20 protein-coding genes are annotated in these 19,673 nt (G+C 67.4%); 5 read left to right on the top strand and 15 right to left on the bottom strand.

Features of this window, described 5'->3' with window-relative positions; genetic code table 11:
• Positions 1 to 29: 29 nt before the first annotated feature.
• From DIE16_RS01285 to DIE16_RS01250, 8 genes are all read right to left on the bottom strand, one after another.
• Entirely contained in the window at positions 30 to 434 is a 405-nt protein-coding gene (locus tag DIE16_RS01285; RefSeq protein WP_124484861.1) for a lysozyme inhibitor LprI family protein, read from the bottom strand.
• Between the two features lie 218 nt (positions 435 to 652).
• The gene (locus tag DIE16_RS01280; RefSeq protein WP_124519584.1) at positions 653 to 1,363 is read right to left on the bottom strand and encodes a hypothetical protein; all 711 of its coding nucleotides are present in this window, start codon (positions 1,361 to 1,363) and stop codon (positions 653 to 655) included.
• Between the two features lie 217 nt (positions 1,364 to 1,580).
• Positions 1,581 to 1,910, bottom strand: a complete 330-nt coding sequence (locus DIE16_RS01275; RefSeq protein ID WP_124484862.1) for a DUF4148 domain-containing protein — start codon at positions 1,908 to 1,910, stop codon at positions 1,581 to 1,583.
• Between the two features lie 295 nt (positions 1,911 to 2,205).
• On the bottom strand, positions 2,206 to 3,081 hold the full coding sequence (locus tag DIE16_RS01270; RefSeq protein ID WP_124519585.1) for a PilZ domain-containing protein: 876 nt from the start codon (positions 3,079 to 3,081) through the stop codon (positions 2,206 to 2,208).
• Between the two features lie 78 nt (positions 3,082 to 3,159).
• Positions 3,160 to 5,700 (bottom strand): penicillin-binding protein 1A, encoded by a 2,541-nt coding sequence (locus DIE16_RS01265; RefSeq protein WP_185500284.1) that lies wholly within the window; start codon positions 5,698 to 5,700, stop codon positions 3,160 to 3,162.
• Between the two features lie 196 nt (positions 5,701 to 5,896).
• A complete protein-coding gene (lhpH, locus tag DIE16_RS01260; protein ID WP_124484865.1) occupies positions 5,897 to 6,904 on the bottom strand; it encodes a trans-3-hydroxy-L-proline dehydratase in 1,008 nt (335 codons plus the stop codon).
• Between the two features lie 60 nt (positions 6,905 to 6,964).
• Positions 6,965 to 8,086: a branched-chain amino acid ABC transporter substrate-binding protein gene (locus tag DIE16_RS01255; protein WP_124519484.1), complete on the bottom strand. Its 1,122-nt coding sequence runs from the start codon at positions 8,084 to 8,086 to the stop codon at positions 6,965 to 6,967.
• A 121-nt stretch (positions 8,087 to 8,207) separates the two neighbouring features.
• On the bottom strand, positions 8,208 to 8,945 hold the full coding sequence (locus DIE16_RS01250) for a FadR/GntR family transcriptional regulator (RefSeq protein WP_124484867.1): 738 nt from the start codon (positions 8,943 to 8,945) through the stop codon (positions 8,208 to 8,210).
• A gap of 262 nt (positions 8,946 to 9,207) precedes the next feature.
• Between DIE16_RS01250 and lhpI the strand changes: the two genes are divergently transcribed.
• The 3 genes from lhpI to DIE16_RS01235 all read left to right on the top strand — a co-directional run bounded on the left by lhpI (position 9,208) and on the right by DIE16_RS01235 (position 11,532).
• Positions 9,208 to 10,143 (top strand): bifunctional Delta(1)-pyrroline-2-carboxylate/Delta(1)-piperideine-2-carboxylate reductase, encoded by a 936-nt coding sequence (gene lhpI / locus DIE16_RS01245; protein ID WP_124519589.1) that lies wholly within the window; start codon positions 9,208 to 9,210, stop codon positions 10,141 to 10,143.
• Between the two features lie 184 nt (positions 10,144 to 10,327).
• The gene (locus tag DIE16_RS01240; protein ID WP_124484869.1) at positions 10,328 to 10,735 is read left to right on the top strand and encodes a response regulator transcription factor; all 408 of its coding nucleotides are present in this window, start codon (positions 10,328 to 10,330) and stop codon (positions 10,733 to 10,735) included.
• Positions 10,736 to 10,752: 17 nt separating this feature from the next.
• Positions 10,753 to 11,532 carry a helix-turn-helix domain-containing protein gene (locus tag DIE16_RS01235; protein WP_044843072.1) on the top strand — a complete coding sequence of 260 codons (780 nt, stop codon included), beginning with the start codon at positions 10,753 to 10,755 and terminating at the stop codon, positions 11,530 to 11,532.
• Positions 11,533 to 11,552: 20 nt separating this feature from the next.
• Here DIE16_RS01235 and DIE16_RS01230 read toward each other — a convergent pair whose 3' ends face one another.
• The 6 genes from DIE16_RS01230 to DIE16_RS01205 all read right to left on the bottom strand — a co-directional run bounded on the left by DIE16_RS01230 (position 11,553) and on the right by DIE16_RS01205 (position 15,887).
• Positions 11,553 to 11,906 (bottom strand): metal ABC transporter ATPase, encoded by a 354-nt coding sequence (locus DIE16_RS01230; RefSeq protein ID WP_124485073.1) that lies wholly within the window; start codon positions 11,904 to 11,906, stop codon positions 11,553 to 11,555.
• A 169-nt stretch (positions 11,907 to 12,075) separates the two neighbouring features.
• Positions 12,076 to 12,315, bottom strand: a complete 240-nt coding sequence (locus tag DIE16_RS01225; protein WP_124519488.1) for a UDP-glucose 4-epimerase — start codon at positions 12,313 to 12,315, stop codon at positions 12,076 to 12,078.
• A gap of 16 nt (positions 12,316 to 12,331) precedes the next feature.
• Positions 12,332 to 12,622 carry a DUF1488 domain-containing protein gene (locus tag DIE16_RS01220; protein ID WP_124519591.1) on the bottom strand — a complete coding sequence of 97 codons (291 nt, stop codon included), beginning with the start codon at positions 12,620 to 12,622 and terminating at the stop codon, positions 12,332 to 12,334.
• Positions 12,623 to 12,725: 103 nt separating this feature from the next.
• A complete protein-coding gene (locus tag DIE16_RS01215; protein ID WP_124519593.1) occupies positions 12,726 to 13,124 on the bottom strand; it encodes a DUF488 domain-containing protein in 399 nt (132 codons plus the stop codon).
• Positions 13,125 to 13,255: 131 nt separating this feature from the next.
• The gene (locus DIE16_RS01210; protein WP_124519595.1) at positions 13,256 to 14,458 is read right to left on the bottom strand and encodes an amino acid aminotransferase; all 1,203 of its coding nucleotides are present in this window, start codon (positions 14,456 to 14,458) and stop codon (positions 13,256 to 13,258) included.
• A 43-nt stretch (positions 14,459 to 14,501) separates the two neighbouring features.
• Positions 14,502 to 15,887 carry an amino acid permease gene (locus DIE16_RS01205; RefSeq protein WP_124484873.1) on the bottom strand — a complete coding sequence of 462 codons (1,386 nt, stop codon included), beginning with the start codon at positions 15,885 to 15,887 and terminating at the stop codon, positions 14,502 to 14,504.
• Between the two features lie 318 nt (positions 15,888 to 16,205).
• On the opposite strand from DIE16_RS01205, the gene DIE16_RS01200 reads away from it, so the two are divergent.
• Positions 16,206 to 16,679, top strand: coding sequence for an Lrp/AsnC family transcriptional regulator (locus DIE16_RS01200; protein ID WP_044843065.1), 474 nt, complete (start codon positions 16,206 to 16,208; stop codon positions 16,677 to 16,679).
• Between the two features lie 48 nt (positions 16,680 to 16,727).
• Here the strand turns inward: DIE16_RS01200 and DIE16_RS01195 are convergent, their stop codons facing one another.
• Positions 16,728 to 17,639, bottom strand: coding sequence for an EamA family transporter (locus DIE16_RS01195; RefSeq protein WP_124519597.1), 912 nt, complete (start codon positions 17,637 to 17,639; stop codon positions 16,728 to 16,730).
• 343 nt (positions 17,640 to 17,982) lie between these two features.
• Between DIE16_RS01195 and DIE16_RS01185 the strand changes: the two genes are divergently transcribed.
• A complete protein-coding gene (locus DIE16_RS01185) occupies positions 17,983 to 19,656 on the top strand; it encodes a phospholipase C (protein WP_124519599.1) in 1,674 nt (557 codons plus the stop codon).
• Positions 19,657 to 19,673 lie beyond the last annotated feature (17 nt).

Below are 19,673 nucleotides of genomic sequence, written 5' to 3'. Positions count from 1 at the left end.
CTAGAAGCTGGCCGGACGTCGCGCAGCCGTTACTTCGCCGGCACCGGGCACGCGAGATCGCCTTCCTCGCAGGACAGATAGCCCTTCAGCGTCTCGGTGCGGGTCTTGGTCAGATCGTCGAGGCACGTCGACACGACCATCGGATAGGCGCTGCCGCCTTCGGCATTCGCGCTGGAGAAGTTGCATTCGGCATCGCGGTAGGCGATCCACGCGCGCTGCGCGTTCACGAGTTTCTCTGCGAGCGGCTTCGCATCGCGCAGGCGCGCGGTGACAGCCTGGTAGGTGCGGTTCAGCTCCGCGTCGGATTTCTTGTACGCGCGATCGGCACATGCCGTCATCGCCGCCTGATCCGTCGCGTCCGCGCAATTCGCCTGTGCGTGGGCAAGGTTCGCCGTCAGCGCCAGCGCGCACAGCAGACCGGTCAAGACACGCATGGATGCTCCTGTTTGTTTTCGTTGAAGTCGTGGAACGTGATGCCGGGTTGGTCGCGCATCGGCCGCTGCGCCACGGCGACACCGATCGCGATGCTAGCGCACGCGCAAACGGTTGTCAGCGGGTGTCGGACTGAAGCGTGGGATTCGTTTGACGGAACGACGGTGCACGCACCGAAATCAATGGTTCAAGCGCCGTTCGGCGGTGCGGACAAAAGCGGTCAGTAACGGTACGCGTAGCCGGTTCCGATGCGTTCCGCCTTCAACGCGCTCACACTACCCGACAGGCCGAGCAGTTTGAGGATCTTTCTGGTGCGACGCCCGCTAATCAATTCGTCCCGGTAGGCCAGCAACACCAGCAGAGCCACAACCAGCGCCGACATTATCAGCACGAACGGCATCAACTCGAAAAACTCGCCCCAAGCGGGCAGTGCGAATGCATAAAGTACGGCTTGTCCAAAAAATAAAAACAAAGTCACCCCGAGGCAAACGTAAAGCATGGACTTGTTGAAAACGGGTTTCAGGCCTTCAGGGCAAGGCGGCCTGAATACGACCAGTCTCGCCTGCGGATTATTGACCGCCATCAGCAATCCGCTTTTATCGAAAACAGCGTCCACATGCCCGCCATTCTCGAACGAGAGAGTGTCGAACCAGCCTTTGAGCGCTCGCCCGCCGACCTCCATCTCGATCCAGTAGCCTTCGGCCGGTTCGGGGCAATTTCGGTCGGAATCGTGCACCGTTGCACTGGCTAGTGCCATACCGCCTTCGCCAATGGACGCAAGCAACACAGGAGCGAGCTCCGTTGCCCTTTCCTCGAACTTGCGCAACTTCGATGGCGAATACTTCTCGATCGAGTAGCGCAAATTTGATACCGTTCCGCTGACCGAATACAAGCGCATCGCTTTCCCGTTGATTGAAGCCGTCTCGTCCATTCCGCAGGAATCTTACTCTACCGATGCAACGTGAAAAGATCCCTGTCAGGCATCGCATTCGACAGGGTTTGGCACGGGACCGACTCCCGCGTCCTCCTGATGATCGAGAGGGGAACGCCGTCGTGCCCCAATGAAAAAAACCCGCCCTCGAGCCGAGTGCGGGTTTTTTTATTGCGGCTTCGCTGGCGGTCGCAAAGGCCGCCGCGGCGCGACAAGCTCAGTGACCGAAGTACACCGACGAACGATCAGCTGCGGCCGGCACGGTCACGCGCTGGCCCGACTGCGACGTCGCCGCCGGGTTCGCGCCGTAGCCCGTTGCATCAGCCTGCGCACCGGTGTTCTGGGCTGCCGCGATCTTCGCCTGTGCGGCCTGGATGTTTTCCGGATAGTTGATCCAGTCGTTCGGGTTGTAGCCGGCCTTTTCCAGCTGGGCCAGTTCGGCACGCACTTGCGCGCGCGTCAGCGGCTGCTGGTTCGATTGAGCGAACGAGACGACCGGTGCGGCCACCAGAGCGGCCAGTGCAACTGCCTTGATCAGCGATTTCATGATGCGTTACCTCCAGATTTGTCTTGTCAGGCGCTTCGGACTGGGTAGTCGTTGCGCATGAGTGAAAGTCTAGGCGGCACGGCTATCAGGGTAAATACTTAAATCGCAAATTCACTGTTGACCGAAACCGTACAATTGCCGCGCATTCGATCGAATCATCAGATGATTATGGCCGCATCCGCAGCCAATAGGCTCTGCGCGCTCTCGCCCGGCTCGCGCGGTGCGGATCGATTCACCGGGCCGTGGACGACCGCCCAGAGGTTGCCACGTTTGCCCCGCTTCTCCGTTCGACACCTCAGCGGACCTGCTCCGCCTCCACCGCCCCCGACGACAGGTCGAACAGCAGCGCCTTGAGGCGCATCCGGTCGGCGGCAGCGACTTCGTCGAACGCCGCGTGGTGAAGCGTCCAGCCCGACCCGGCCGGATCGGCATGCACCGCACGCACCGTCCCGTCGAGCGTCAGCAGCGCGACACGGTCCTCGTCCGCATACGGCAACTGCACGCGCAACGGCTCGCCGGCCGCCGCGAGCGGCCGGTCGAGCGCGATCGACAGTCCGTTCAGGCTGAGATCGCGCACGATCCCGATGCCGTCGGCCTGCGCCGGCCCGCCGGTGCAGCGGGCCGCGATCCGTACCGGCACGCGCGGCTCCGCGCGCGTGCGCAACCGGTCGACGAAGCCCGGCGGCGACAGCACCATGAACGGCGCGGCGCCCGTCGCCTGCACCGCTTCGACCGTCGCACCGAAGCGCGACACGGCCGACCGGCCGATCGCGACCGCCTCGACGTCGTCGCCGCGGGCAAACTCGAGCACGACCGCCGGCTGCGGCTCGACGAACAGCGCGCCCGATGCGCCGACCCCGATCAACCGGCAGCGCTGCAGCACGCGGGTCGCGCCGACCCGCCGCCGGATGCCGATCGCGGCGCCGGCCGACAGCCCCATGCGCGTGGCCGCCGGCACGGTGTCGTGCGCCGGCGCGGCAGGCTCGGCGTCATCGCGCCGGCGCACGGGCCGGAAGTGATCGAACAGGAAGTCATGCTGCGCGGGATCGCGCAGCGTCGTGCCGGCGGGCAGCAGCGCGGCGCCGCCGGCATCGTAGAGATCGAAGCGGAGCGGGACGCCGGCGGAGATGTCATCGCGCGCGAGCGCGACGTGATCGGTGATGAGCCGCATCGGAAAGGCGCGGAGCGACCGCGCGAGCTGTCGTGACAACGTTATTACGGCAGCCTCGCGCGAAATCTGAACGGCTCGTTACTCCGAACCGCTGGTCGCGTCGGGTGAAGCCGGTGTCGGCGCCGGCGTTGCGGAAGGCGCGACGGCCGGGGCGGAGCCGAGGCCGCCACCGGCGTTGCCCGGGCTCGTCGCATTGCCGCCCGCCGCCGCCGGCTGCGCGACCGGCGGTTGCGACGCCGACAACGCAGCGGCCGACGCCGCCACCTCGGACGCGGGCACCCATTCCTCGACGATGCCGCCGGATGCCGCCTCGGGCGCCGACGCGCCGGATGCGGCCGACGCCGCGGCTGCATCCGCCTCCGGCTCGCGCTCGATACGCTGCGTCCTGACGGGCGCCGCCGCCTGCTTCGGCTCGGGCCCGAACCAGCCGTCGACCAGGTCCGTCACCCGTTCACGCACCGAAGCGAACCAGCCGGGCGACGGTTCGGTGTCGAATTTCAGCTTCGTGTCGACGATCCGGGCGCGTTGCGCGCGCTGGAAGAAGTCGCCGACGATCGGCAGCGCGCTGTGCGCGCCTTGCCCCCAGTAGTCGCTGCGCAGCGTCACGCGGCCGTCGTCGAAACCGACCCACGCGCCGGCCACCAGCCCGGGCTGCATCAGGATGAACCAGCCGTCCGCGTTGTCCTGCGTGGTGCCGGTCTTGCCGGCCACGTCGCCGCGAATGCCGAAGCGCGTACGGATGCTGCTGCCGGTGCCGCGCGTCACGACGCCGCGCATCACGTCGAGCAGCGTCTTGTCGGTTTCGGCGTCGAGCGCGCGCTCGGGCGGCGCCGGCGCGTATTCGGCGAGCACCTCGCCCCGGCGGTTCTCGATGCGCGTCACCATTTGCGGCTCGACGTACAGCCCGCCGTTCGCGATCGTCGCGTACGACGCGACCATCTCCTTCAGCGTCACGGGGCTCGTGCCGAGCGCAAGCGACGGCACGCGCTCGAGCGGGCTTTCGCGCACGCCCATGTCGCGCGCGAACCGCGCCACGGCCGCCGGACCGACCTTCTCCATCACCTGCGCGGTGATCCGGTTGCGCGACAGCGCGACCGCGTCGCGCAGCGTCATCGGCTTGCCCGTCGGCGGCGCGTCGTCGCTCGGCCGCCAGATCTCGCCGCCCTTCAGCGGAATCTCGACCGCCTGGTCGATGAAGGTGTCGTCCGGCTTCATCCCGTTCGCGAACGCGACGCCATAGACGAACGGCTTGAAGGTCGAGCCCGGCTGACGCCGCGCCTGCGCGACGTGATCGAACGGCTCGTTCGTGAAGTCGCGGCTGCCGACCCACGCGCGAATCTGCCCGTCGCGCGGATCGATCGCGACGAAGCCGGCCTGCACGTCGGTCTTCGCCTTGCACAGCGCGCGCATGAAGCCGCGGTCGGCGGCGAGCTGCTTCATCGCGGCCGCATCGTTCTTGCCGGCGTCCTGCGCGGCCTTGTATTCGGGCGACTCGCGCATGAAGGTGCGGAACACCTCGTTGTCGGTGCCGCAGCCGTCGCGGCCGCTCCACGCATTGTTCGCGATGCCCTGCAGCTGATTCGCCTGCAGCGTCAGCGCCTGGGTCGCCATCTGCTGCAGACGCGAATCGATCGTGGTGCGCACGATCAGCCCGTCCGAATAGATGTTGTAGTCGTTGCGGTCGGCCCAGCCGATCAGCCATTTGCGCAGTTGCTGCGCGAAGTGCGGCGCGGGCCCCGGCGGCTCCTTCTGGCGCTCGAAGTCGATGCGCAGCGGCCGGCGCTGCAACTGCGCGAACTGCGCCGGCGACAGCTTGCCGTACTTCACCATCTGGCCGAGCACCGTGTTGCGCCGCTGCAGCGCGCGCTCGGGATTCAGCACCGGGTTGTAGTAGCTGTTGCCCTTCAGCATCCCGACGAGCGTCGCGCTGTCGAGCACGTCGAGCTCGTCGGCCGACTTGTCGAAATAGGTGCGCGCGGCCATCTCGACGCCGTACGCGTTGTACAGGAACGGCACCGTGTTCAGGTAGGTCTCGAGGATCTGGTCCTTGCTGTAGACGGCCTCGATCTTCAGCGCGGTGATCGCCTCCTTCATCTTGCGCGTGAGCGTCGGCGCGCGGCCGATCTCGTCCGGATACAGGTTGCGCGCGAGCTGTTGCGTGATCGTCGAGCCGCCCTGGCGGCTGCCCGAGAACGTATGGAGCGCGGCCGACGCCGTGCGCTTCCAGTCGAGACCGTGATGCTCGTAGAAACGATGGTCCTCGGTGGCGATCAGCGCGTCGACCATGTGCGGCGAGATCTGCTTGAGCGACACCCATTCGCGGTTCGACGGCTTGAATTCCGCCAGCACCTTGCCGTCGGCGGACAGCACCTGCGCCGGCTGGTCGACGCGCGCCTTGCGGATGTCGCCGATGCCCGGCGTGAACGGAATCAGCACCAGCACGTACAGCAGGAACAGCGCGGGCACGGCGGCAGCCGCGCGCAGCACGCCGCGGCGCGTCGGATGACGGAGATGGTGCCAGGCGCTGGCCAGGACACGCTTGACGAGCACGGCGGCAGCGGCCGCGACGGGTTGGGCGCGCGCGACCCATTTGGCACTGAGGTCACGCACTGACGACACGTTTCGGCGATTCACGCGGGTGGGGGATCTGCTGGAAAGGCTGCATCGTACCAAAACTCGCGCGGCCCACCGGCCGGCGGCCGTCCCGGGCCTGCGCGAACGGCGTCCGGGCGTGCGTTTTTACAACAAAAAAAGGCGCGCGCCCCGCAACGGGGCCGCGCGCCAAGCCTGGTACAACGGTGCCGTGCGCCGCTGCTCAGCGCACGAGAAAACCGTAGGTCAGCGGATCGCGCTCGTCGACGATCCAGTTCGCGAATCCGCAGATGTGCGCGCTGCCCTCCACTTCCGGGATCACGGCCGGGATGTCGCCGACCGTCGTCTCGCGCAGCACGCGCCCCTTGAACACGGTGCCGACGATCGACTCGTTGACGAGCGTGTCGCCGGCCGCGAGCCGGCCGCGCAGGTACAACTGCGCGACGCGGCCGCCGGTGCCGGAGCCGGTCGGCGAGCGGTCGACCTCGCGATCCGCGAACACGCAGCAATTTGCCTGCGTCGAGCCCGGATGGCGCGGCGCGTTCGCGATGATCGTGCCGTAGATATGGTTGATCTCCGGAATCTCCGGATGCACGACCGGATATTTCGCGTTCGCGGCGGCTTTCACTTCGGCGCCGAAGCGGATCAGCTTCTCCACGGCCGCCTCGCGCACCGGCAGGTCGAACGGCGCGCCGTCGACGTAGAAATAGAACGCGCCGCCATACGCGATGTCGCCGGTCACGGTGCCGAACGACGGCGTGTCGACCGACACGTCGCGCTGCCAGATGAACGACGGCACGTTGACGAAGCGCACCGGCCCCGCGTGCTCGCCGTCCCATTTCACGAACGCCTCGATGAAGCCGCAGGGCGCGTCGATGCCGACGCGCGTCTCCGGCACCGTGCGCTGCACCCAGCCGAGCTCGACCGCGGCGGTCGACAGCGCGATCACGCCGTGCCCGCAATGGTCGCTGTAGCCTTCGTTGTGCACGAAGATCACGCCGAAATCCGCGTTCGGCGACACCGGCTCGGTCAGGTAGCCGCCGTACATGTCGGCGTGGCCGCGCGGCTCGAACATCAGCGCGCGGCGGATCTCGTCCGCGTTCTCCTTGAGCCATGCGCGGCGCTGGACGATCGTGTCGCCGGGCAGGCGCGGCAACCCGCTCGTGACGATGCGGAACGCTTCGCCGCCGGTATGGACTTCGACGGTGGAAAGGGATCGGGAAATTTTCATGAAGATCGAATGCGTGAAGACGAACGACGGCGCACCGGCGCCGTCGTTCCGGTAACGGTTTTACTTCGCGTACGGTTCGGGCAGCCCGTTGCGGATCACGTAGACGCTGGTCGGCGCGCCCTTCAGGTCGCCGTGTTCGTCGAACGAATAGGTGCCCGCGACGCCCGCATAGTTCGACTTCGCCAGCTGCGCGATCAGCTTCGCCTTGTCGGTGGTCGTGCCGGCCTTGACCATCGCGTCGGCGAGCAGCTTCATGCCGTCGTAGTAGTTGACGCCGTAGACCTGCGTATCCGTGTGATAGGTGTCGTGGTACTTCTTCAGGAATTCGCGGCCGGCTGGCGTCTTCTCGAGCGCGACGCCGCCCTGCGCGCAATAGACGATCGACGCGGCCTCGCCCGCGACCTTGCCCATGTCGGCCGAGCAGATGCCGTCGCCGCCGAGCAGCTTCGCGCGCAAGCCGCGCTGCTTCATCTGCTTCGCCATCGGCGCGCCCTGCGCCGCATAGCCGCCGAGGAAGATCACGTCGGGATTGCTGGCCTTGATCTTGGTGAGAATGCCGAGGAAATCGGTGGCCGACGAGTTCGTGTACTCCTGGTCGACGATCTTGATCCCGTTCGCCTTCGCGACGTTCATGAACTGCTCGGCGACGCCCTGCCCGTACGCGGTGCGATCGTCGATGACCGCGGCGGTTTTCGCGTTCAGCGTCTTCGCGGCGAAGGTCGCCATCGTGCCGCCGAGCTGTTCGTCGCTCGCGCCGATCCGGAAGATGTTCTTGAAGCCCTGCCGCGTGAGTGCCGGGTTCGACGCGACCGGCAGCATCGGGACGCCTGCGTTGCTGTACACACGCGATGCCGGGATGGCGACGCCCGAGTTGTACGGCCCGAGCACCGCGACCACGCCCTTGTCGACCAGGTTCTGCGCGACCTGCACGCCCGCTTTCGGGTCGGCCTGGTCGTCGTCCGACACCAGCTTGAACGTGACCGTCTTGCCGGCCACCTTCACGCCCGCCTTGTTGAGCTCGTCGACGGCGAGGCGCGCGCCGTTTTCATTGTCCTTGCCGTTCGCGGCCTGCGGGCCGGTGAGCGGCGCGGAATGGCCGATCATCACGACTTCCTGCGCGTGCGCGGCGCTCAGCGCGCCGGCGGCAACGGCCACCGAGAGCGCGGTAACGAAGTGTCGCATGGTGTCTCCTGATTGGTTTTGTGTGAAACCAATGTAGGACACATGTGGTCACCATGCAAGCAATTTCAAAAAGTTTTTTGCGATTCTGGTCATTTTTTAGACCAGAATAAGGCGGCGCGCATTACTTCGGCGTGATGTCGCGACGCACGCGAAGAATGTGCTGCTCGACATAGAACGCGGCCGCATCGGCGTCGCCGGACACGATCGCCTCGTAGATCAGCCGGTGCTCGGACACGTAGAGCCGGATGCGGCCCGCGTCGTAGATGCCGTCGTCCTTCAGCCGCTTCCACAGCGGCTGGTCCATCGTCTTCGCGACTTCGTCCGCGATCTTCACGATCAGCGCGTCGCCGGTCATCAGCGCGAGCTGCCGGTGGAACAGCCGGTCGCTCTCGTTCCACAGCGCGCGCTGCTGCGGATCGTCGATGTCGGAGACGGTTTCCATCTGTGCGAGATAGCCTTCGGCGACGGGATCGGCGCGACCGTGCGCGGCCGCGAGGCGCGCGATCGCGGGCTCGAGGATGAGCCGCACGTCGAGCGTCGACGTCGGGCTGAAGTCGGCATCGGGCGCGCCTTCCGGGTCGCCGCGCTGCGCGAGTACGTCGAGCGGCGCCGGCACGACGTAGGTGCCCGAATTGCGCTTCGTGAACACGAGCCCTTCGTTCTGCAACGCGCCCAGCGCCTCGCGCACGGCCGGCCGGCCAACCTGGAACAGCGCCGCGAGTTCGCGCTCCGACGGCAGCCTGGAATCGGCCGCGTAGCGCCCCGCGCGAATCTCGTCGCGAATCCTTTCGGCGACCTGTTCGTAGATCTGCAGCGGCCGGAAACCGGCTTCGAGCGATTCGGGACGTGCGGACATCATCTGGGGCTCCTGCCCGGTCGGGTGGGGGATCGGGAATGCGTCGCACTATACCGGAGCGGTACCGGCGCCGGTGCGCGCGACGCCCATCTGGACGGATATTAGAACCAAAATCGGCCGTCCGCTGGCTTTTCCGGCTTGCCCGGTGGCCGGAAACTGGTATAGATTTGATCCAGACCGCCTGCCACCGCGACAGCCGGCCGCCTCCGTGGCGAGCGCGCGATGCGCCCGTCTCCCACGCCCACCGCCCCAACCGACCGACACGATGACCGCCCTCTCCCGGATTCCCTCTTTCGACGCCGCCGAAACGGCCGCGCTGCTCGACTACCCCGCGCTGCTCGCGACGCTCAGGCACACCGTCGACGAATACGCGGCGGGCGAGATCGTCAGTCCCGAACGCCTGGTCGTGCCGCTGCAGGCCGGCGGCGTGATGCTGTCGATGCCGTCGAGCGCGCGCGACCTCGCGAGCCACAAGCTCGTGAACGTGTGCCCCGGCAACGGCGCGCGCGGGCTGCCGACGATCCTCGGGCAGGTGAGCGCATACGATGCGACGACCGGCGAGCTGCGCTTCGTGCTCGACGGCCCGACGGTCACCGGGCGCCGCACGGCGGCCGTTACCGCGCTGGGCATCCAGGCGCTGCACGGCGCCGCGCCGCGTGACATCCTGCTGATCGGCACCGGCAAGCAGGCGGCCAATCACGCGGAAGCGCTCGCGGCGATCTTTCCGGACGCGCGCCTGCACGTGCGCGGCTCGCGCGCCGACAGCGCGGCCGCGTTCTGCGCCGCGCACCGCGCTCAGGCGCCGCAGCTCGCGCCGCTCGACGGTGATGCGATTCCCGATGCGATCGATGTCGTCGTCACGCTGACGACGAGCCGCACGCCCGTCTATCGCGAAGCGGCACGCGAAGGCCGCCTCGTGGTCGGGGTCGGCGCGTTCACCGCGGATGCCGCCGAGATCGACGCCGATACCGTGCGCCACAGCCGGCTCGTCGTCGACGATCCGGCCGGCGCGCGCCACGAGGCCGGCGACCTGATCGTCGCGCAGGTCGACTGGCAGCAGGTCGCGTCGCTCGCCGACGTGCTGCGCGGCGCCTTCGCGCGCGGCGGCCCGCTGCTGTTCAAGACCGTCGGCTGCGCCGCATGGGATCTGGCCGCGTGCCGCACGGCACGCGACGCGCTGGCCGCGCGCCGGCACGGCTGATTCGACGGCGGCGGCGACCGGCAACCTGCCGGTTGCACCACGCACGCCAGCCAGCGCGGCTCGGGCGTCGCCGCCGCCTTCCCGTACGCGTTGTAGGAATCGCCCTACAACACGTCGAAGCGGCCTACACAAACTTCCAGTTCAGCCGATTTCATTTTTGGCGGCGCAACACGATACTGCCGGCATGAATGCCAGCCTGTCACCCGCCGTCGCGCTCAGGGTGTTTCTCGTCGATCACGCCATCGCCGTCCGGCAACGGATCGCGCTGCTCGTCGGCGCGATCCGCGGCGTCGCGGTCGTCGGCGAAGCGGAAGACGGCCAGGACGCGTGGATGCACATCCGCAGCAGCCACGCGGACGTCGTGATCGTCGACCTGCGGCTCGCGGACGGCAGCGGTCTCGACCTGATCGGGATGCTGTCGAAGGCCACGCCGCGCGTCGTGACGATCGTGCTGACGAACCACTCGGCGGCGGCATTCAGAGAGGCATGCGCGGCGGCCGGCGCCGATTATTTCTTCGACAAGACCGCCGAATTCGACGCCGCATGCCGCGTCATCGAATCCCTGGTGCACGCTCGCGCGCACCACCCCTGATCGAGCCGGAGTGACTCATGTCTACCGCCACTGCCTGCGCCACCGCCCCGCCCGTCGCGCCTCGGCCAACGACTCCGCTTCGTGCGGTCGCGCGCACCGACGCCGTCAAAACCCCGGCCGCGCGCTGCTCGGGCTGCGCGATGCGCTCGATGTGCCTGCCGCCCGACCTGACTGCGGACGAGTACGGCCGCCTCGACGCGATCATCTGCTCGACCCGGCAGGTTCGCCAGGGCGACGCGCTGTTCCGCATCGACGACCCGTTCCACAGCATCTATGCAGTCCGTGCGGGCTCGTTCAAGACGGTGATGATGCATCGCGACGGCCGCGAGCACGTGACCGGCTTCCAGATCGCCGGTGAAACGCTCGGCATGGACGGCATCGGCAGCGGCCAGCACTGCTGCGACGCGATCGCGCTCGAGGACAGCGTCGTGTGCATCATCCCGTTCGGCGCGCTCGAGGCGGCGTGCCGCGAGATGAAGCCGATGCAGCATTTCCTCTACCAGATGCTGAGCAGCGAGATCGTCCGTGAATCGAGCCAGATGCTGCTGCTCGGCACGATGTCGGCCGAGCAGCGCGTCGCGCAGTTCCTGCTGAACCTGTCGGCGCGCTTCGAGGCGCGCGGTTATTCGGCATCGGAATTCAACCTGCGGATGACGCGCGAGGAAATCGGCTGCTATCTCGGCATGAAGCTCGAGACCGTCAGCCGGATGTTCTCGCGGTTCCATCGGGATTCGCTCGTCGAAACGCGCGGCAAGCGCGTGCGGATCCTCGACGCGCAGGCGCTCGCGCAGGTCTGACGCCCGACGCGCGGCCGGCGTCATTGCGCGGCCGCGCCCGTCGTGGCCGCATGCAGCGCGACCGCCTCGGGTTCGCCGGCCTGCCAGGCGGACAGCGCCTGTTCGGCTTGCGCGAACACGCGCTGTATCGTCTCGTTCACGTCGTCGCCGCTGCTGCCCGGCAGCACCGTCGGCGCGCGATCATGCATGAGCAGTTCGAGGCGTACGTCGTAGGTCCGACCGCCGTCGCCGGTCGTGCGCGACTCGATCGCCAGCAGGCATTCGTCGAACCGCGCGCGGAATCGTTCGAGCCGCACCAGCTGCGCCCCCGCCTCGCCTTCGAGCGCGGCGGAACCCGCGAATCCGACGCAGACGATCTGCATGCCCACGCCCATGTCGTTCCTCCTGACGCGGTCGCCGCTCGTCGACCGGATTGCCTGCCCCATGTTTCCCTGCCCTGCCCGCCGCGGAATCCGCCCGCACGCATGTCGCGCGGCGCGACGACGGATGCGGCGATCACTGCCGTGGCAGCATTGCCTCCGCGCGCCGTCGGCGCGAGGCGGTTCACATGCTGAACGTCTGCGACGCCTTCATTTCGATCCACGTCATCCCGGCCCGCAACCCTTCGATCGCGGCCTCGTGCTCCGTGGGATACGCATGACTGTGCTCGAACGTGTGGTGAAAGCGCGCCGGCCCGGTGCCGTGCTCGACCGACACACGGCAGCGGAACTCGCCGGATTCGCACTGTCGCGTCTCGATCTCGACCGACCAGTCGCGTTCATGAATCGTGCCTTGCAGTGTCATGCGTCCTCCTGCGGAATCAGCCGTCCATCCGGAAGTGACCGCTGTGCAGCAACACCGGCCGGCCGCCGATTTCGTCGAGCATTTGTCGTGCCTTCGCCTCGATCGCCGACCGGTGCGCATCGAACGCGTGCAGCAAATCCCGCTCCAGCAGCGACGGCGCACCGAAATGGTCTTCCAGTGCTTCGGCCGTGATCGCGCACTGCACGCAGCGGCCGTCGACCAGCGCCGAAAACGCGACGACCAGATCGCGCGCGCAATATTCGGGCGGTTCGGGTGGAAAGGCAATCTGCATCTGTCCGCCTGTCATCGTCGGGGCAATTCATGCCATGAGCATAGCGGCCCGCGGCACCGCACGCTTGACCCACGTCAACCGGTTCGCTGCGCCGCACGAAGCAACGCCCGACGGGCGCTCAGCCCGCTTCCGCGTCGATCGCCGCGCCGCGCTCCGCCAGCAGTTCGCGCAGCACGCTGCGATGGCAGCGGCGCTCGTCCTCGCAGTAGCAGCCGATCGAGAACGCGCTCGTCGCCGACAGCGCGGCGAGCAGGTCCAGCACCTTCGGTGCGTCGCCGTGCGCCATTTCCGCGCGGAAGTGGCGCGTGAACGCACGCCATTCGGCATCGGTTTCGGCAGCCTGCGCCTGCGCGACCAGCTCGGGGCTCGGCGACAGCGTCGGCAGCCACACATCATAGTAGTTGCGCGATGCGAATTCCGTCTTGGGTACCCCGCGCGGCGGCCGCCGCACCGTGCCGATCCTCAGGCCCTCGCCGGCCGCGCGTGGCGTGCCGAGCCGTACGATTCGAATTGCCATGCCGCTCCTTCGTCTTGCGTTCGATCCGCCATCGTACCGCCGCGCCGCCGCCGCGCAAGAAAAAACCGGCTGCCTCCGCGAGGGAGACAGCCGGTTCATGCGATGCGATCGGGCGCCCGGGGGCGCACCGGTCAGACGCCGCTCTTCAGCACCTTGCCGATCGCATCCGCGACGATGCCGACGTTCGAATCGTTCAGCCCAGCGACGCACATGCGGCCCGAACGCAGGATGTACACGCCGTGCACTTCGCGCAGCGCATCGACCTGCGATTCGGTCAGGCCCGTGTACGTGAACATCCCGCGCTGCTTCACGTAGCGCGTGAGGGCTTCGCCGCTGACGTAGTCGCGCAGGCCGTCGTGGATCGACTGGCGCATCCGCGCGATCCGGCGGCACATCGCGGCGAGTTCCTCTTCCCACTGCTTGCGCAGCGCGGGCGTGTTCAGCACGGTCGCGACGACCTTCGCGCCGTAGGTTTGCGGGTTGCTGTAGTTCGAGCGCACCGCGCCGGCCAGTTGGCCCAGCACGCGCTCGGCCGCGGCTGCATCGTCGCAGACGACGCTCAGGCCGCCCACGCGCTCGCCGTACAGCGAGAAGTTCTTCGAGAACGAGTTCGCGACGAGTGCCGGCACGCCGCGGCGGGCCAGTTCGCGCACGGCGAACGCGTCCGCGTCGAGGCCCGCGCCGAAGCCCTGGTACGCCATGTCGACGAACGGCAGCAGCCCGCGCGCCTCGACCACGTCGATCAGCTTCTCCCACTGGCCTTCGTCGAGATCGACGCCGGTCGGATTATGGCAGCACGCGTGCAGCAATACGATGCTGCGCGCCGGCAGCGCGTCGATCGCCGCGAGCATCGCGTCGAACTTCAGGCCGCCCGTCGCTTCGTCGTAGTACGGGTACGTGTTCACCGTGAAGCCCGCGCGCTCGAAGATGAAGCGGTGGTTTTCCCAGCTCGGGTCGCTGAGCCACACCTGCGCGTCCGGGAAGTAGCGCTTCAGGAAATCGGCGCCCACTTTCAGCGCGCCCGAGCCGCCCAGCGTCTGCACGGTCGCGATGCGCCCGGCCGCACGCGCCGGATGATCGGCGCCGAACACCAGCGCCTGCACGGCGTCGCGATACGCGGCGAGGCCGACCATCGGCAGGTAAGGCTTCGGGCCGAGGTCGCGCTGCAGCGCGGTTTCGGCTTCGCGCACGGCCCCCATCACGGGAATCCGGCCTTCGGCATCGAAATAGATGCCGATGCTCAGGTTGACCTTCTGATCGCGCGGATCTTTCTGGAAGTTCTCGTTGAGCGTCAGGATCGGATCGCCCGGGTACGCGTCGATGTGTTCGAACATGGCTATGTCGGTCTCGTTTGGAAGAATGGTCGGGATGCCCGTGTCAGCGCGCGGACGCGCCGTCGCGCATCACATAGTCCGCATTCTTCTGACGGAAGCGATACCCGACCGCGAGCACCGCGAGCCATACGGGAATCAGGTACACCGACAGGCGGAGATCCGGCGTCAGGTACATCACGACGAGAATGCCGGCCATGAACGCCAGGCACAGGTAATTCGTGAAAGGATAGCCCAGACTGCGGAACGAAGTCTGCTCTCCGGCGATGCGCTTGGCTTGGCGGAACTTCAGGTGGATCAGCGTGATCATCGCCCAGTTGATGATCAGCGCCGACACGACGAGGCCCATCAGCACCTCGAACGCCTTGCCCGGCATGAAGTAGTTGACCAGCACGCACGCGCCGGTGGCGAGCGCCGACGCGCCGAGCGCGGCGAGCGGAATGCCGCGCTTGTTCACCGAGCACAGCACCTTCGGCGCGTTGCCCTGCTTCGCGAGGCCGAACAGCATCCGGCTGTTGCTGTACACGCCGCTGTTGTAGACCGACAGCGCGGCCGTCAGCACGACCACGTTCAGCACGTTCGCGACCAGGTTGCTGCTCAGCGCGTGGAAGATCAGCACGAACGGGCTGCCGCCGGTGACGACCTTCTCCCACGGATACAGCGACAGCAGCACGGCGAGCGCGCCGATGTAGAAAATCAGGATCCGGTAGATCACCTGATTGGTCGCGCGCGGAATGCTGTGCTTCGGATCGTCGGCCTCGGCCGCGGTGATGCCGATCAGCTCCAGCCCGCCGAACGAGAACATGATCGCCGCCATCGACATCACGAGCCCCGACACGCCGTTCGGGAAGAAGCCGCCGTGCTGCCACAGGTTCGCGACGCTCGCTTCCGGCCCAGCATGGCCGCTCGCGAGCAGCCATCCGCCGAAGCCGATCATCCCGACGATCGCGGCGACCTTGATGATCGAGAACCAGAATTCCGTCTCGCCGTACGACTTCACGCTCGCCAGGTTCAGCAGGTTGATCGCGACGAAGAACACCAGCGCCGACACCCAGGTCGGCACGCCGGGCCACCAGTACTGCACGTAGATCCCGACGGCCGACAGCTCGGCCATGCTGACGAGGATGTACAGCACCCAGTAGTTCCAGCCGGACAGGAAGCCGGTGAAGTGGCCGACGTACTTGTCGGCGAAGTAGCTGAACGAGCCGGCGACCGGCTCGTCGACCACCATCTCGCCGAGCTGGCGCATGATGAAGAACGCGACGACGCCGGCCACCGCGTAGCCGAGCAGCACGGACGGGCCGGCCATCTTGATCGTCTGCGCGATGCCGAGGAACAACCCCGTGCCGAGCGCGCCACCGAGCGCGATCAGCTGGATGTGCCGGTTCTTCAGCCCCCGCTTCAGGCCGTCCTTCTCGTTTCCAGAAACCATGTCTTCTCCATTTTGCCCGCCTCCGCCGGAAGCGGTGCGGCGCGCCTCGGTGTGCCGGGCGCTGTTTTGCTGTGCCGGCGGCCGTTCGTGGAGCCGCCGGGTTGGGGACTGCAATCTTCGCGTGGCGACCCCCGATTCCTGTCGGCAGGCCCACCAGACCGGCCACCGACCGTCGCTCTCGCCGCCTTGCTGCAGGCGCACACGAAAATCCGGCGTCAGTTTAGCGTCGCGACAGCGAAATCGGGTTGCGTAACCGGCTCATGCAAACCCTACATTATGAGATAAGATTGCGCCCGGGAGACAGATGAGGAAACAAAAATGCCTGAACCGGTTCTCGATCGCATCGATCGCCATTTGCTATCGGTGCTGCAGGAGAACGGCCGTGCGTCGAACCTCGACCTGGCGAAGGCCGTCGGCCTGTCGCCCGCGCAGACGCTGCGACGCCACCGCCGGCTGGAGGAGATCGGCGCGATCCGCCGTTACGAAACCCGTCTGTGCCCCGACACGCTCGGGTTCGGCGTCACCGCGTTCGTGCACGTGACGATGGAGCGCGGGCATATCCGCGACCTGTCGAAGTTCCAGAAACTCGTGTCGGATCTCGCGCAGATCCAGGAATGTTTCTCGGTGACGGGCGATATCGACTACGTGCTGAAGGTCGTCGCGCGCGACCTGAAGGGGCTGTCCACCTTCCTGCTCGAAACGCTGATGCGGATTCCCGGCGTGAGCGGCGTGCATTCGAGCGTGTGCCTCGACGAGATCAAGTGCACGAGTGCGATGCCGGTGGAAGGCTGATGCGGCGCCACGCGACCGGCGGGGCGATGCCCGGTTCGGCAGCCGCGCTCAGCGCACCGCCTCGAACGCGCTGATCAGCAACGCCCCGCACGCAATCACCAGACACCCGCCGGCGCGACGCGGCGTCAGCCGCTCGCCGAGATACACGCGCGCGATCAGCGCCGCGAACACCACGCTCGTTTCGCGCGGCGCCGATACCGGCCCCATCGGCGCACGATCCATCGCCCAGATCACGATCCCGTATGCGAGCGCCGCGCACACGCCGCCGCATGCGGCCTTCGCCGTTTCACCGACATCCTGCGCGAGCCGCAGCGGCCCCGCCCGCAGCCGGTAGTACGCGGCCATCAGCAAGCCGGTCAGCACGAACATCCACGCCGTATAGCCGACCGTGCTGCCGCTTTCCCGCACGCCGATCCCGTCGACCACGCTGTACGCGGCGATCGATACGCCGGTGGCGAACGCAGTCGGCAGCACCTGCGTCATCCGGTGCCGCGCGCCGCGTCCGCGCTCCAGCCCGATCGCCATGATGCCGGCGCAGATCAGCACGAGCCCGCCTTGCGCACCCGCGTTCAGGCGCTCGCCCGCGAACGCCGCCGCGCCCAGCGTGACGAGCAGCGGCGCGGTGCCGCGTGCGACCGGATAGGCGACGCTCAGGTCGCCGTGCTCGTAAGCGCGCACCAGCAGCAGCGTATAGACGACGTGGAGCACCGCCGATGCGACGACGCAGGCCCAGCTCGCGGGCGTGATCGGCGCGGCGGCCGGCAGGAACAGCAGCGCGAACAGCCCGATCGCGATCTGCAGCACCGTGGCCGAGCGCAACCGGTCGCCGCTGCTGCGCACGAGCGCATTCCACGACGCATGCAGGAAGGCGGCGCACAGGACGGCAAACAGAACGGGAATCGGCACGTTGAGTACTCGCTGACGGCCGGCAACGCGAAATCGTCGCCGCGGGCCAACCATCGTATGAATGCGTCACACGATTGTCAAAAAAGCAACCCGGCCCGGCACCTCGCGAATCGGCCCGCCACGGGCTGTCGCCCGCCCCGCGCGGCATGCGCGGCCGTAACCGTGCGCGCCGCCGAATGTGTCGCCCAGGTTGCATCCGCGTGCCCCCTTTCCGCTTTCTTTCGCGCCGCGTCGCGCCGTAATGGAATCGATACCGCGGCGCAACCGTCGCGAAACCGGTCCGCCCCCATATCTTCATACCGAACTGCTTCAATGCCGGGGCTTTATAGCGTTCCGCGCCGGACCGACACGGCGACGGGGCCGATCTTCACCGTCGAAAGCTACCTGGAGTTTCCCGATGTTCCGTCAAGCCTTGCTCGTCACCGCCTGCGCAGCCGCGGCGCTTGCGCTGTTCGCCTGCGGCGGCAGCGACGATCCCACGTCGACGCCCGCCGTGTCGTCGCAGGACGCGCTGCAGACCGCCACGCCGATCAAGCACGTCGTCGTGATCTACGGCGAAAACGTGTCGTTCGACCACTACTTCGGTACCTACCCGAACGCGTCGAACCCGTCCGGCGAACCGGCCTTCAACGCGAAGCCCGGCACGCCGGCGATCAACGGGCTGACGGGCACGCTGCTCACCGCGAACCCGAACTTCACGAACACGGCCAACGGCACCGACGCCGCAAACCCGTTCCGCCTCGACCGCACGCAGGCCGCGACCGCCGACCAGAACCACGCGTACACGGCCGAGCAGCAGGCCGAGGACAACGGCCTCGCCGACCTGTTCCCGAAATACACCGGCAAGGGTTCGTCCGGCGGCGCCGGCGCGTTCGGCACGAAGGGCCAGGTGATGGGCTACTTCGACGGCAACACCGTGACCGCGCTGTGGAACTACGCGCAGCGCTTCGCGATGAGCGACAACGCGTACACGACGGTCTACGGCCCGTCGACGCCGGGCGCGCTGAACGTCGTGTCGGGCCAGACCAACGGGATGCAGATCGTCAAGACGTCGAAGCAGCCGTCGACGCTCGCCGCCACCTCGTACTACATCAACGACGGCCAGGGCGGCTTCACGATGATCAACGACGTCGACCCGGGCTTCGACGTGTGCTCGAGCACGACCGACCAGGCGATGATGAGCGGCAAGAACATCGGCGACCTGCTGAACAGCGCGAAGATCACGTGGGGCGGCTTCATGGGCGGCTTCAACCTGTCGACGACCAACAGCAACGGCACGACCGGCTGCAGCCGCAGCACGGTCGCCACCGCCGTGAACGCCGCGACGACCGACTACATCCCGCACCACAACTGGTTCCAGTACTACGCGTCGACCGCGAACCCGCAGCACACGCGCCCGAGCGCGGTCGCGGCGATCGGCTCGAGCTTCGAAGCCGACGGCAAGACGGCCGAACCGGCGAACCACCAGTACGACACCGACGACTTCTTCGCGGCCGTGAAGGCCGGCAACTTCCCGTCGGTCAGCTTCCTGAAGGCGCCGGCCGCGCAGGATGCGCACGCCGGCTACTCGGATCCGCTCGACGAGCAGGCGTTCGTGACGAAGGTCGTCAACTTCCTGCAGCAGCAGCCGGACTGGCAGAACACGGCCGTGATCGTCACCTATGACGACTCGGACGGCTGGTACGACCACGCGTACATGGCACCGACCCGTGCGTCGTCCGACGCGGTCGACCAGGTGAACGGCAACGGCAAGTGCGGCTCGGGCGGCACCACCGGCGTGAACGGCGGCACGGTGAACGGCCGCTGCGGCCCGGGCGTGCGCATCCCGCTGGTCGTGATCTCGCCGTACGCGAAGCAGAACTACGTCGACCACACGTTGATCGACCAGGCGTCCGTCGTGCGCTTCATCGAGGACAACTGGCTCGGCGGCCAGCGCATCGGCGGCGGTTCGTTCGATGCGACGGCCGGCGACCTGCGCGGGCTGTTCGACTTCTCGTCGAAGCCGAACACGGCGCCGCTTTATGTCGATCCGGCGCAAGGCACCGTGCTGAGCGCGGCGCCGTCGATCTGACCGGCATCGCGTAACCG

This window comes from Burkholderia sp. Bp9090, from assembly GCF_003857985.1.
Classification (GTDB): Bacteria; Pseudomonadota; Gammaproteobacteria; order Burkholderiales; family Burkholderiaceae; genus Burkholderia.
This window is presented reverse-complemented; position numbering and strand designations above follow the sequence as displayed.